General features: G+C 62.0%; 12 protein-coding genes and 1 tRNA gene. 4 read left to right on the forward strand and 9 right to left on the reverse strand.

Going from position 1 to position 13,020, the window contains the following annotated elements; translation table 11 throughout:
• Positions 1–166 precede the first annotated feature (166 nt).
• The 4 genes from NW857_RS07340 to NW857_RS07355 form a co-directional block, all read right to left on the reverse strand.
• Positions 167–238, reverse strand: a tRNA-Met gene (locus NW857_RS07340).
• 102 nt (positions 239–340) lie between these two features.
• Positions 341–1,795 (reverse strand): DASH family cryptochrome, encoded by a 1,455-nt coding sequence (locus NW857_RS07345; protein WP_414332507.1) that lies wholly within the window; start codon positions 1,793–1,795, stop codon positions 341–343.
• 12 nt (positions 1,796–1,807) lie between these two features.
• Entirely contained in the window at positions 1,808–2,122 is a 315-nt protein-coding gene (locus NW857_RS07350; protein ID WP_414332505.1) for an HU family DNA-binding protein, read from the reverse strand.
• 38 nt (positions 2,123–2,160) lie between these two features.
• Positions 2,161–2,358 (reverse strand): cytochrome b6f subunit family protein, encoded by a 198-nt coding sequence (locus tag NW857_RS07355; protein ID WP_414368496.1) that lies wholly within the window; start codon positions 2,356–2,358, stop codon positions 2,161–2,163.
• Positions 2,359–2,510: 152 nt separating this feature from the next.
• Here NW857_RS07355 and NW857_RS07360 point away from each other — a divergent pair, with 152 nt between their 5' ends.
• Complete coding sequence (locus NW857_RS07360) at positions 2,511–2,954, forward strand: ATP-binding protein (protein ID WP_414332501.1); 444 nt, start codon at positions 2,511–2,513, stop codon at positions 2,952–2,954.
• A gap of 3 nt (positions 2,955–2,957) precedes the next feature.
• Here the strand turns inward: NW857_RS07360 and NW857_RS07365 are convergent, their stop codons facing one another.
• The 3 genes from NW857_RS07365 to NW857_RS07375 form a co-directional block, all read right to left on the reverse strand.
• On the reverse strand, positions 2,958–4,637 hold the full coding sequence (locus NW857_RS07365; protein ID WP_414332499.1) for a DUF3352 domain-containing protein: 1,680 nt from the start codon (positions 4,635–4,637) through the stop codon (positions 2,958–2,960).
• A gap of 84 nt (positions 4,638–4,721) precedes the next feature.
• Positions 4,722–4,913 carry a hypothetical protein gene (locus NW857_RS07370; RefSeq protein WP_414337076.1) on the reverse strand — a complete coding sequence of 64 codons (192 nt, stop codon included), beginning with the start codon at positions 4,911–4,913 and terminating at the stop codon, positions 4,722–4,724.
• Between the two features lie 14 nt (positions 4,914–4,927).
• Positions 4,928–5,290 carry a hypothetical protein gene (locus NW857_RS07375; protein ID WP_414337075.1) on the reverse strand — a complete coding sequence of 121 codons (363 nt, stop codon included), beginning with the start codon at positions 5,288–5,290 and terminating at the stop codon, positions 4,928–4,930.
• A 156-nt stretch (positions 5,291–5,446) separates the two neighbouring features.
• On the opposite strand from NW857_RS07375, the gene NW857_RS07380 reads away from it, so the two are divergent.
• Complete coding sequence (locus tag NW857_RS07380; protein ID WP_414332493.1) at positions 5,447–6,799, forward strand: histidine phosphatase family protein; 1,353 nt, start codon at positions 5,447–5,449, stop codon at positions 6,797–6,799.
• Positions 6,800–6,801: 2 nt separating this feature from the next.
• Positions 6,802–8,154 carry a dihydroorotase gene (locus tag NW857_RS07385; protein ID WP_414332491.1) on the forward strand — a complete coding sequence of 451 codons (1,353 nt, stop codon included), beginning with the start codon at positions 6,802–6,804 and terminating at the stop codon, positions 8,152–8,154.
• On the opposite strand, the gene ileS is transcribed toward NW857_RS07385, so the two are convergent.
• Together ileS and NW857_RS07395 are read right to left on the reverse strand one after the other, a co-directional pair.
• Complete coding sequence (gene ileS / locus NW857_RS07390) at positions 8,137–10,902, reverse strand: isoleucine--tRNA ligase (RefSeq protein ID WP_414368504.1); 2,766 nt, start codon at positions 10,900–10,902, stop codon at positions 8,137–8,139. The genes NW857_RS07385 and ileS overlap by 18 nt on opposite strands.
• Positions 10,903–11,428: 526 nt before the next feature.
• Positions 11,429–12,169 carry a hypothetical protein gene (locus tag NW857_RS07395; protein ID WP_414332489.1) on the reverse strand — a complete coding sequence of 247 codons (741 nt, stop codon included), beginning with the start codon at positions 12,167–12,169 and terminating at the stop codon, positions 11,429–11,431.
• A gap of 272 nt (positions 12,170–12,441) precedes the next feature.
• Between NW857_RS07395 and NW857_RS07400 the strand changes: the two genes are divergently transcribed.
• The gene (locus NW857_RS07400; RefSeq protein ID WP_414332487.1) at positions 12,442–12,813 is read left to right on the forward strand and encodes a rhodanese-like domain-containing protein; all 372 of its coding nucleotides are present in this window, start codon (positions 12,442–12,444) and stop codon (positions 12,811–12,813) included.
• The last annotated feature ends 207 nt before the right edge of the window (positions 12,814–13,020 follow it).

Raw genomic sequence — 13,020 nt, forward strand, 5'->3', positions numbered from 1 at the left:
TGCTGCAAACTGGAGCAGCGGCAACAGCAAGCTCTGGTAATCCGGAACGGCCATCTGCAGAACCGATTCTCAAGGCAGGGATCCCAATATACTAACCAAGCCCCTACCGCAACCCAGCTATGGTGTCTGGCAGGCTGGGAAGCCTTGGACAAAGGTTGAGCGTGGATGGCTCAGGCGTGATTTGAACACGCGACCAAGGGCTTATGAGTCCCCTGCTCTACCGCTGAGCTACTGAGCCGAGACGGCGCTTAACTAGAATAGCACCGTTGGGCTGGAACTGCTTCTTGAAAAATCACCTCAGCCCCCTTTGCCCTCTTGGGAGAAATTGGGAAGCCAACGCTCACCGCGAGGCCAGGGCAGCTTCGTAAACCCGTCGATTGGCCGCGAGGGATTTCTCCAGATCCACCACAGGACGAGGGTAGTCCACTCCCAAGCGAACCCCAAATTGCTTTTGCTCGGCAGCGGTGAGGCGATAGGGCTCGTGGATTTTGTCCCCTGGGATCCCGGCCAATTCCGGCAACCAGTGGCGCAGATAGTCTCCCTTGGGGTCGTACTCGCGAGATTGCTTGGGGATGTGGAAGTAGCGGAAGCCGCGGGCATCATTCCCTACACCGGCAGCGTAGTTCCAGTTGCCGTAGTTGCTGGCCACGTCGTAGTCGATCAACAGCGACTCAAACCACTCAGCGCCCATGCGCCAGTCGATGCCCAGATTCTTGGTCAGAAAGCTGGCCACATTCTGCCGTCCCCGGTTGGACATAAAGCCGGTAGCCGCCAGCTCCCGCATGTTGGCATCCACCAAGGGGTAGCCCGTCTCGCCCCGGCACCACGCCTGAAAGCGGGGCCAATCCTGCTGCCAAGGGATGGGGATCCCCTGGATCCCAGAAGGACGGAACAGTTTAGCGCCGTGCTTGGCCAAGACAAACCGAAAATAATCTCGCCACAGCAGCTCGAAGACCAGCCAGTCGGTGGACTCATTGCGCACCCGCTCCTGTTCATAACGCTTGACTTCGGCATAGACGGTGCGAGGCGAGATACAGCCCAAGGCCAACCAAGCAGACAGCCGCGAGCTGTCGTTGGGATCCAACATGCCGTTGCGGGTTTCCTTGTAGATGCGCAGCCGATCCAGATCCCAAAAGTAGGTTTGCAGGCGGGCCTGGGCAGCGGTGCTCCCACCGGTGTAGGTGAAGCGGGCGCGGCGATCCGGCGGGGGCAAACTCAGCCCTAGCTCGGCCAGAGTAGGCAACGGGCCGGGATCCAACCCCGACGGCAGGGGGGGAAGAGAAGGAATGGGCAGGGGATCCCGGATGGGGGTGCTCCCCTCGACTTGCTTGCGAAAACGGGTGAACAGCTCCGGCAGTTGGGAAAGACCAAAGGGGAGATCCTCAGGGTGATAGAGGGTGTGGCCCCACTCCAGGTGCAACCGGATCCCCAGCAAAGCCTTCTCAACAGCAGCCGTCACCTCTGTCTCCTCGGTGCCCACCTCCTCATGGGCATAGACCGCCTTCACCCCCCACTCCCGTGCCAAGCTGGGGATCACCTGCTCCGGCTGGCCCCGGCGGATCACCAAATCCGAGCCGCGCGCCCGCAACTGCTGCCGCAGATCCGCCAAACTCTCCAGCAAAAACTGAGCGCGGAAAGGGCCGGTTCTGGGGCGGAGTACCAAGGAAGCCTGACCGAACTGGCGGGGATCCAAACAATACAAGGGAATCAGGGGAGATCCCTGTTGGCAAGCCCGCGTCAGCGGCTGGTGATCCAGCAGGCGCAAGTCGGTGCGAAACCAGAGCAGGACGGTCATTCTGCAGCTACCCTAGACGGATCCCGCAGACTCAGACTTAGGCGCCCGTCCCAGCTCAGGGCTGGGAACAAAATGGGGCACATTGGCAGCCGGGATGTAAATGGGAGCCTTGGTGCGCGGGTGGTAGGTTTGCCGGGCAGGACGATGGCGCAGCGAGAACGTGCCGAAGCGAGACAGCCGCACCGAACCGCCCTGGGCCAGGCATTGACTGATGCTATCCAGCATAGCCTCCAGAGCAGCAGCAGCCAGCTCCACCGTCAGGCCATCCACCTGGGCGGCCATCTGGCGGGCCAGCAAACGGCGATTCAAATGGGGAGGAGGAGCCACCAACCGACCGTCCAGACAACAGCAAGACAGACAGGGGCCTAGAGCGCTTCCAGCTCGCTCTCGAAAAACCAGTGTCGAGAGCGATCAGGAAACTCCAAAACGTAGCCGACACCGCTGCCATCGACCACCCGCCGGGCCAGCACCACAGCCTCTTTGCCCACCAGAGCGCTGACATCTTCTTGCCCGCGATCCCGGACACAGCGAACTTTAACCTTGTCCCCAACTTTGATTGCCATAGCCGATTGGGCGTAACCGCGAAGAGACTCGTTACTCAAGATGGTACGGCAAAAGATCCCTTGCCGAGATCTGGTCACCCCTCTGCTGGGGTTGACACTGATGGGATTGCTAGAATGGGTGAAGAGCGCTGTGCCCCGGGAAGACTGCCTCCGTGATTGCCCTTTCCCTCAAACCCGCCCATTGCTCCTGGAGCGTTATCAGCTTTCCCTCCACCCTTTACACCCAACCGGTTCTCGATCTGTTGATCTCAAAAGTTCCTCCCCCTTGGCGGGCAGAGGTGCGCCTGGGCTTACAGGAAGCGATCATCAATGCCGTCCGCCACGGTAATGGCCTCGATCCCAACAAGAAAGTGATCATCGAGTACGCCAGCTCAGAGCCGTTTTACCAATGGCTGGTGCGGGATCAAGGACCTGGCTTTCGTCCCCAATGCAAGCTCAGCCGCTGCCAGCGCGGCATCTTGGAAACCGAAGAATCGGGCCGGGGAATGTTTCTGCTCACCCAAATCTTCGACTTTGTCGAGTGGAACGAAGCCGGCAACCAGGTCTATCTGGGCAAGTACATCCCCGCCAACTGCCGGGATCCCTGGATAGTCTGACCCTCAATACCACTGCCAAACCAGCTTGCCCATTTGGGTGATCTGGCGGCCCCGCTCCGGGTAGGGAGCCTCAGAAACCGTCAGGGCTGTGGTGGCAAAGGCAAAGCGCGTGGACGACCAGCGGGATCCCTTAAGTAGCGTGCTTTCCAGCAGCAACCCCAGCGATCCATATCCATAGCCCAGATTGCGGTGGGGCAGAGGAGCCACCACCTTGCGCCAGGCGCGGTCGGCAGCCAAGGGGGGATCCGCGAGGGCCGCCTCCAAAGCCGCCAAGGAAGAGGCCAGGTAGGAATAGCCTTTGTGGTCGGCGTGATACACCTGCGCCAGCAACGGGATCCCTGGCGGCGTTTGGGGGAGAGCCTCTGACAGGGCTCCTTCTTCCCCGCTGACCTCCGGCGGCCCACCGCCAGGGATCTCCGCTCCAGAGGCGGAGCGGCTGGGCTGCAAAGGCTTGGGTTGAGCCCAAGCGGTGGCGGTGCCGCGCTGCATCGGGAGAGAAACCACCTGCCAGCCTTGGGCGCGCGCCCGCTCATCCAGGTCGGAACCCGGCTCGTCCGGCATCTTACCCACCCACAGCCAGGCCGGATCCCGGTCGCCGGGCAAAAGGGCAAAGGCAAACTCCCCCCGTTCCGGCAACAGACGTTGCCAGTCCAGCTTCACCTGAGATTGTAAGCGCTGCAGCCATTGGCCGGGATCCACCCGCCACCCCAGGGGGCTCAGAGGCCGGATCTGCCCCAAGCTCTGCCAAACCGAGGCCAGGTGAGCTCCAGAAACCAGCGCCAAGGTCTCGTCAGGCAGATGCTGAATGATCTCCGGACGAAAAGCTTCTGCCGCCGGCAAGGAGAACTCAGCAGGCGCACGCCAGAGGGCAGCACTTTCGGCCACCAAGCCCCGGAAGTTCACCCCCAGTCCCAGCCCCACTGCCTGCAACGTCAGCCCGTCCGGAGCAACCGCTTCCGGGTTTTGCCAGAAGGCCCAACCCACATGCGCCTCCTGCAGCGGCTCGATCACCTGCTGAAACAGGGGCTGAGCCACCAGAGACAACTGCGGCAATTGCCAAGCATCGATGGCAGCGCGAATGGCCGCCGGCTGCTCCGCCAACAACACGTACTGCTCGCCAAAAACAGCCGCCGAGAACCCCTCCAGGCCCGGAATCGGGCTGGACACCACCTGAATGCCCTTGTAAGTGTCCACCTGCACCGGTATCCCCGCCAAACTCTGCCGTTCCCACAACAGGTTCAGCTCAAATTGAGAGACTGCCCGATCCCGCGTCTCCAGGGCCACCAAAGTCCCCCCCTCCGGCAAGCTGGCCAAGAGCGTGCTTTTTCCCAGCCAGGGCCGCACCTCCCGCTCAAAATCCAGAGCTGCCCCGGCCAGTACAGATCCCAGCCAACCCGGGCCTTCGGCGGAGAAAAACTTTTGCCATTGCTGACGGGCGGCGCGTCGTTGGGGGGCAGGGGTTGCAGCTTGCCAAAACGCTTGCACCTCGTCGAGGGGAACGGCCAACAGCAGCAAAGCCTCGGTAGAACGGGGGGCCAAACCCACAATCGGCGGCAGTTCCGGGTGGGCCAGCAACAAAGCCACCGGGCTGCGGGTGAGCAGCCACACGACAACCCACACCAGCATGGCGGCCAGAAGGCCCAACCCGATCAAGATCCCCCGCAGGAGTTGCCGTTGTCCCATATCCCCTCTCCAGCCTGACGGCAGCATTCCAGCACCGCCTAACCATCTTACCTGTGAGGGGAGAGTTGCTTGTCTCTCCTGGCCTCAGCCGGGATCTGACGAAGATGCTTCTGGCCGATTCTGCAACATCCAGGCCAAGTTATTGCCCGTCACCGCTCCATCTAGGGTGCTCCGGATCAGCAGCAAGGCCACTGCCGCCCAAACGTTTTCTGGCCAGTTCCCCAGCACCTGCTCTGCCAACTGGCCCAGCCCGAAGGCCGTGATCCACGTGGCCATCCACAGCCACGCCGTCACCTGAGCACAGGGCCAGCCATTGCGCCAAGCCCAAAATCGCTCCTGCCACCACCACCCCCAGCCAAGCATTGCCCATTTGTTGCGTCAGCCACAGCCCAGCCCAGAGCAGTTGCGCCCACCCAGGCCACAGCCTGCTCCGTCGAGAGCAAAATCCGGGATCCCAGCGCCAGCCCCTGGCCGATCCCCACCCCCAGCCCGCGCGAAAAACCCAGCACCAGGCCCAAGAGCAGCAGCGGCGGACGGAAAAACTGACTCAACATCACCACGACCAAGGCAAAGAGCACCAGGCCGGCCCCCTGCCCCAACAACGTGGCCAATGTCCATTCCAGCCAAAACCTCTGCCAATGGGAACGCAGCATGGTAGCTCTCCTCCAAGGTGGCCAAGATGCCCTCACGATAAGCGGCAGCCAACCGAAACAACCCTCAGTCTGCAACCCAACCGGTAATTGGCCAAGGCAAGCACCGCCCAATGGCGATACTCTAGAAGGTGTTCATGAGTGGGTAAAGTGCAAGCGATGGCTCAGCCTGCCCTGCGCATCTTGATCGTGCGCCATGGTGAGAGCACCTTTAACCTGGAAAATCGCATTCAAGGCCGCTCCGATCTCTCTCGTCTGGCCCCCAGCGGAGCAGTGCAGGCGCAGCGCGTCGCCGCAGCCCTGGCCGGGATCCCGTTGGATTACGCCTATTGCAGTCCCCTTTCTCGCGCCCTCGATACCGCTCGCATCATCCTGAAAGAGCGAGAAGGGATCCCTCTGCAGATTACCGAGCAACTGCGAGAGATCGACCTGACGGCTTGGGAAGGGCTGACCTTTGCCGAGGTGAAGGAGAAATACCCCGAAGACTACCATCTGTGGCGGCACCATCCCGACAGCCTGGAGCTGCAGGGGCGCTTTCCGGTGCGGGATCTCTGGCAGCAGGCGCGGGAGTTTTGGCAAATGCTGGCCGAGCACTTGCAATCTGCTGCCCGAGCAGAGTCCGCCCCAAGCCAGACCCTCAATATCCTCGTTGTGGGCCACAGCGGCATCAATCGCGCCTTGGTCAGCACCGCCATTGGCCTGGGGCCACACCACTATCACCGTCTGGGGCAGGATAACTGCGCCATCAGCGTGCTCAATTTCCCTGAGGGCCTGCAGGGGCCGCCGCAACTGGAATCTTTGAACATCACTGCTCACCTCGGCCCAGCTCTGCCCAAGCGCAAGCAGGGGATCCGCATCTTGCTGGTGCGGCATGGGGAAACCCAATGGAACCGGGAGCGCCGTTTTCAGGGGCAGCGGGACATTCCCCTCAATGCCACCGGGGAAGAACAGGCAGCCAAGGTGGCAGAATTTTTGGCCACTCAACCCCTGCAACTGGCCTTCTCCAGCCCCCTGAAGCGCCCCTGGGCCACAGCCGACGCCATCTGCAGCAACCACAGCAACCTGATCTTGCGCCCCATGCCCGACTTGCAGGAGATCTGCCACGGCGACTGGGAGGGCAAGCTGCAGAGCGAAGTGGAAGCCGAATACCCCGGCGCGCTGGAGCGCTGGCAGCGGGATCCCGCCAGTGTGCAAATGCCCAACGGGGAAAACCTTGACCAGGTGTGGGCGCGGACTCGCTCGGCCTGGCAGGAGCTTTTGGCCATCACCGCCGCCCAATTTCCCCAAGGCACAGCGGTAGTTGTTGCCCACGACGCCATCAACAAGGCCATCATCTGTCAGTTGTTCGACCTTTCCCCACAAGCCTTTTGGATCTTCAAGCAGGGGAACGGTGCCATTACGGTGATCGACTACCCAGAAGGTAAAGAAGGCGCCCCGGTTTTAAAGGTGTTGAACCTCACCACCCACCTGTCCGGCCAGATCCTGGACTGCACCACCGCCGGAGCTTTGTGAAGATGGGGCCCTCTCTGTTCCCCCCTGAGCTGCTGGGAAAAGACGTGCGCCTCCGAGCAGTGCGCCTGCTGGATCCCTTGCGCCAGCGGGAGGAAGTGACCGACGTGTGGTTGCAGGAAGGTCGCCTCCGGGCCAGCGAGCCGGCAGGGATCCCTGCCGAGATCCCCACCCTTGATGGCTCCGGTTGGGTTCTAGGGCCGGGTTTGCTGGATCTGTACGCCCACAGCGGCGAGATGGTTGGCAACGGTCTATCCCACAGCCGCGAGACCCTGGCCTCTTTGGCTACAGCGGCTTTGGCGGGAGGCTTCGCCCAGGTGGCGCTTCTGCCCGCCCCCCCGCCCGGAACCGGCTGGTTTCCGGTGCTGGATCGCCCAGAGCACCTGAACCGCTACCCCCGCCAACCTGGGGATCCCCGCTGGCTGCCCTTAGCTGCCCTGAGCGTGGGCGGCCAAGGAGAAACCCCGACCCCATGGGGAGAACTGGCGCAAGCAGGAGCGGTTGGCTTTGCGGAGGTTCAGCCGCTGCGCTCCTTGGCGCTGCTGCGGCGGGCTCTAGAATATCTGCGGCTGGAGAACAAGCCCCTGCTGCTTTGGGCCTGGGATCCCAGCTTGGCCGGGCAAGGCAGCCTCTACGAAGGGATCTGGGCGCTGCGCCTGGGGCTGAAAGGGATCCCTGCCAGTGCCGAAACAGCCGCTCTGGCCCGCCTGTTGGAGGTGATCAGAACTGTTCCTTCCCCCCCGCCGGTGCACATCATGCGCCTGAGCCAAGCCCGCAGCCTGGAGATGATCCAGCAAGCCCAAGCCGAAGGATTGCCGCTGACCGCCAGCACCTCCTGGATGCACCTGATCTTGTCCGAAGAAGCCGTCCGGGAGCACCGCTACGATCCCCACCTGCGTCTTTTGCCCCCCCTTCCCAGCGCCGCCGACCGCGCGGCTCTCGTCGCCGGGATCCGCTCCGGCAGCCTGGGGATCGCCACAGATCACCACCCCTACACCTATGAAGAGAAAACCCTGCCCTTTGCCGATGCTCCGCCAGGGGCGATGGGCCTGGAGCTGGCTCTGCCGCTGCTGTGGCAGCATCTGGTGGCAACCGGATCCCTGACCCCCCTGCAACTGTGGTCGGCCCTTAGCTTGTACCCGGCCCGCTGCCTCAACTTAGATCCGCCCACCCTCACCCCCCACAGCAACTGGGTGCTGTTTGATCCCGCCCACCCGTGGACGGTTTCTGCCGCCACCCTCCACTCCCGATCCCACGCCACTCCCTGGCTAGAGAAGCCCCTGCGCGGCAAGGTGTTGTACACGCATATCGAGCACGCTTGCAGCCAACCCACCCCGGCATTAAAACTCCCCAGCTAAGGCGGCTACACAGCGCTCGCACAGCTCTGGGTGTTCGGCAAACTCGCCCACGCGGGTGGAATAGTTCCAGCAGCGCACGCATTTTTTCCCGTCCGCCGGCTGAACGGCAACCTGCAGGTCTTCCTCTCCAGGGTCGGCCTTGACCAGCTCGACTTGGGAAGTGATGAACAAGTAGCGCAGCTCTGCCGCCCGCTCTTCCAAGAGGGAGTACAGATGGGGATCCGCCACCTTCAAGATCAGTTTGGCCTCGGTGGAAGCGCCGATGACCTTGTCGGTGCGGGCTTGCTCCAGGGCTTTGTTCACCTCCTGCCGCACCGCCCGCAGCTTTTCCCAGGTGGCCGCCAACTGGGGATCCCGCCAGTGCTCTGGCAGCTGCATCCAGCCCCCTTCAAACACCGAGCGGGTAAGCTTGGGGTAGGGAAGGTAGCTCCAGATCTCTTCTGCGAGGTGGGAGAGCACGGGGGCGATGGCCTTGGCCAAGTTCTCCAGCAACAGCGACAGCACCGTCTGGCATTGCCGCCGCCGCCGGCTGCGGGCATGGCTGATGTAGAGGCGATCCTTGCCGATATCCAAGTAGAAGTTGGAGAGATCCACCACGCAGAAGTTCTGAACCGCCTGGAAAAAGCGGTAGAACTGGTAGCTTTCAAAAGATGCGGTGATTTCCTCTCCCACCTCCTGCAGGCGGTGCAAGATGTAGCGATCCAACTCCGTCAACGCTTCAAAAGGAACAGCATCCTGCGCTGGGTTGAAATCATAAAGGTTGCTCAGCAGAAAGCGGGCCGTGTTGCGGATCTTGCGGTATATGTCCGCCATCTGCCCAAGGATGGTCTTGCCTATCGGCACATCGCCGGAGTAGTCCACACTGGAGACCCACAGCCGCAGCACATCGGCGCCATAGGCGGGATCCGTCTGGGGGTTGCTGCCGCCGTTGATGAGCACCAGGGGATCGATAACGTTGCCCAGGGATTTGCTCATTTTTTGGCCCTTTTCGTCCAGCACAAAGCCGTGGGTGAGCACTGCTTTGTAGGGGGCACAGCCATTGACGGCCACGGAAGTCAGCAAGCTGGACTGGAACCAGCCCCGGTGCTGGTCGGAACCTTCCAGGTAGAGATCCACCGGGTAGCCCAGCCCCTGGGCCTTGGCCACCGCCGCCCAGGAGGAGCCGGAGTCAAACCAGACATCCATGGTGTCTGTGCCCTTGCGGTAGGTGCGGCCATTGCGGCGGTACTGCTCCGGCAACAGCTCTTCCACCGGCCGCTTCCACCAGGCGTCGGATCCCTCCTGGGCAAAGATGGCTTTGATGTGCTCGAGGGTTTCGGCCGTGAGCAGAACCTCGCCCGTCTCTTCGTCGTAGAAAACAGGGATGGGCACACCCCAAGCCCGCTGGCGGGAGATACACCAGTCGGAGCGCTCTTTGACCATGGCGGTGATGCGGTTTTCCCCTTCCGGCGGGATCCAGTTCACGGTTTTGATGGACTGTAGGGCCAGCTCTCGGAAGCCGGCTACAGACGCAAACCACTGCTCCGTGGCCCGGAAGATGGTCGGCTCCTTGGTGCGCCAGTCGTAGGGATATTTGTGGTTGTAGGGTTCTTCCTTGAGCAGGGCGCCGGCAGCCTGCAAGGCTTTGATCACGGCCAGGTTGCCGCTGGTCTCCGGCTTTTTGGAGAGCACATCCAGCCCGACAAACTGGGATCCGGCCTCGGCGGTGAATCTCCCCTGCTCGTCCACAGGGCTGAGGATGGGCAGGCCGTACTTTTGGCCGGTTTTGAAGTCGTCTTCCCCGTGGCCTGGCGCCGTGTGGACAATGCCGGTGCCGGACTCAGTGGTGACGTAGTCCCCCAAAACACAGAGACTGGCACGGTCAAAGAGGGGGTGGCGTCCCTGGCAGTATTCTAAGGCGGATCCCGGCAGCGTGGCCTTGACCTCTAAGGGGGTCTCCAGAACTTTCTCCAGCCGCTGCCGCAAATCGGCAGCAATCAACAGCAGGCCGAAGCGGGGAGACTCCACCACCGCATAGGTGAGCTTGGGGTTGAAACAGAGGGCCAGGTTGGCCGGGATCGTCCACGGGGTAGTGGTCCAGATGGCCACCCGCAAGCCCGGCAGAAAAGGCTCCAAAACCGGCTGCGCCGCCGGGCTGAGGCTCTGCAGAGGAAAAGCCACGTAGATGCTGGGGGAGATGTGGTTGTCGGGATATTCCAGCTCTGCTTCCGCCAGGGCCGTCTGCGAGCTGGGACTCCAGTGGACGGGCTTGAGGCCGCGGTAGATGTAGCCTTTGAGGGCCATCTGGCCAAACACCTCGATCTGGGCTGCCTCGTACTCCGGCGAGAGGGTCAGGTAGGGCCGATCCCAGGATCCCCATACCCCCAGCCGCTGAAAGCTGGCCCGCTGCACGTTGACGTAGTGCAGGGCGTACTCTCTGGCCTTTTGCCGCAGTTGCAGGGGGGTGAGGCTTTCCCGCTCCTGGGGGGAGAGGCTTTGCAACACCTTTAGCTCAATGGGCAGGCCGTGGCAATCCCAGCCGGGCACATAGCGCACCTTGCGCCCCCGCAGAATGTGGTACTTGTTCACAATGTCTTTGAGAATCTTGTTGAGGGTGGTGCCCATGTGGATGTCGCCATTGGCATAGGGCGGCCCATCGTGCAACACAAAGGGATCCCCGGGATTGGTTTCCGACAGACGCTGATAGATCTGTTCTTCCTGCCAAAAGGCTTGGATGGCGGGCTCCCTCTTGGCGGCCTCCGCCCGCATGGGAAACTGAGTTTGCGGCAGGTTGAGGGTACTTTTGTAGTCCACGGCAATTTGAGCAGGCTAAAGGGCGTCCTTCTATCCTACGCTGTTGCTCTCTCCTCAGCGCTGCCTCCTGACTTCCCCCTTGTTGGAGCCCTCTTGGGGAGAAGGGATCCGGCCCGCCACCTTGGTAAAGATTTGTGCTAGCCTCAGGATGTTGTTGAGTAAGGGAGGTTCCTGCGGATGCCAGACAGTAGTAGTTGTAAGGGTCGTCAAGTTGGGTTCAGCCGGCTGTGCGCCGGGGCTGTTCTCTAACGGCCTGAACTCAGATCCTTAGCTTGCTGAGGAGTCTTCGCGTTCTGGCTCGCTTGGAGTTCCTCCCGGCAGTCAGGTTCCAGTTGAAGGCCCGCTAGGCCGCTCTCTCCCGGATCGCCTGTTATCTCCTAGGCGGTGGGAGAGAGCGGATAGTTTTTTGTAGGTTTTCGACGACCGCAGGGGCTTGGAGTCGATATGTCCTACAAGGCTCCCTTGAGAGACGTCGGCTCCCTCAGGGTTGAATGGTAAGACGCCGGCTCTCGACGACAAGGCCACTTTGGTTGACCAGCATCACTGAGATCCACTCAGCCCCTGCTTCTGGAGGGGCATCCGCCTGCAGGAAGAGCCCGCCCGCCTGCAGAGGTTCGAGGGCAAACGAGGTCAGATCCAGGTAGCTGGCCGCGGCCACGGGCCGCTCATCGACAGCGCCCAGCAGCAAGGACTGGGTGAGGGGTTCTGCCACAATGGCCTGCAGCGAGTAGGTGGATCCCGGCTTGACCACCTCCGGCAACTCGAAGGTGACGGTGGGAGGTGCTGAGCCGGAGGTGAGGGTGCTGGCCTCCCGCAGTACTTCTTGGTCTACGAGCAGCAGTTGTCCTGGATTGGCCGCATCCGGGCGGTAGCGGTTACGCACCAGGGCGGAAGCCTTTACCTGAAACTCCCCCCGCGCTGAAGCTTGGGATCCCTGCACTTGGCTGGCGATCTCGGCCACGATCTCAGGGCCCACCTGCCGCCAAGAGACAATTTCCGCCGAGTAGGTCAACTGGGGATGGGCCTCCCATAGCTTGCCAATGGCCTCTTCCACCCCCTGCCGATCCAGGCCGTCGCGGTGGCGGAAGTCGGGGCTGTAGCCGGCCATCACCCCCGGCAAGTCGCGGCGGTTGGCAGCGTCCATTTGCTCCTTCAGCCACTCCACCAGGGGAGCCGGTGCCGGGGCGGAGACCTGTTTTTGGAGCCCGCTTTCCAGAGGCATGGGGGCAGCCTGGGCCGGTGCCTTGCTTGGGAAAGGGATCCCCCAGCTCAAAGTCAGAGCAAGGAACCCAAGCAGTTGGGAAAGGGTGAATCGAGAGCTCAAACTGGGGGCCTCCGGCGGCAAATCTGCCCTTAGTTTAGCTTGCTGAGGATCGAGGTTTTGAGGTTTCCGAGTCCAGGTTGGCCATGGGGGGAGCGATTTTGAGGTTTGGCGTTGCCTCACTGGATTGGGCCTGGGTTTATCCTGGGAGCTGGGTTCTCTGCGAGGTGTGCATGGCGTCCCACCACTCCCCTGCTTTCCTGGCTTTGGTTAACGAGGCCAAAAGCCGCATCCAAGAGCTCACCGTTGAACAGGTGAGGCAAAAACAACTGCAAGGGGATCCCTTCTACTTGGTTGACGTGCGGGAAGAGTCGGAGTGGCAGGCCGGCCACATTGTCGGCGCCATTCACTTAAGCAAAGGCATCATCGAGCGGGATATCGAGAAGGTGATCCCAGACAAAGAAGCAGAAATTGTCCTCTATTGTGGTGGCGGCTTTCGCTCGGCGCTAGCAGCCGACAACCTGCAAAAGATGGGCTACCGCCGCGTGATCTCCATGGACGGCGGCATCCGCGCTTGGCGAGAGGCCGGCTTTCCCGAATCCTAGCCCTCACCCCCAACCCCTCTCCCTCAGGGACGACCCTCACCCCCGACCCCTCTCCCTCCGGGAGAGGGGAGTTAGAGCGGTGCGTTCGCGACGGCGTTCAATAACGAGGTAGCCAGCCGTTTCGGTGCTGGTTGGGAGAAGCAGTGCGGCAAGGGTTGCACCCGATCGCTGAAAAACGCGGCGCGGAAGCCCTTGGCTCCTGCTTTG

This window comes from Synechococcus sp. H55.9, from assembly GCF_047462355.1.
Lineage (GTDB): Bacteria > Cyanobacteriota > Cyanobacteriia > Thermostichales > Thermostichaceae > Thermostichus.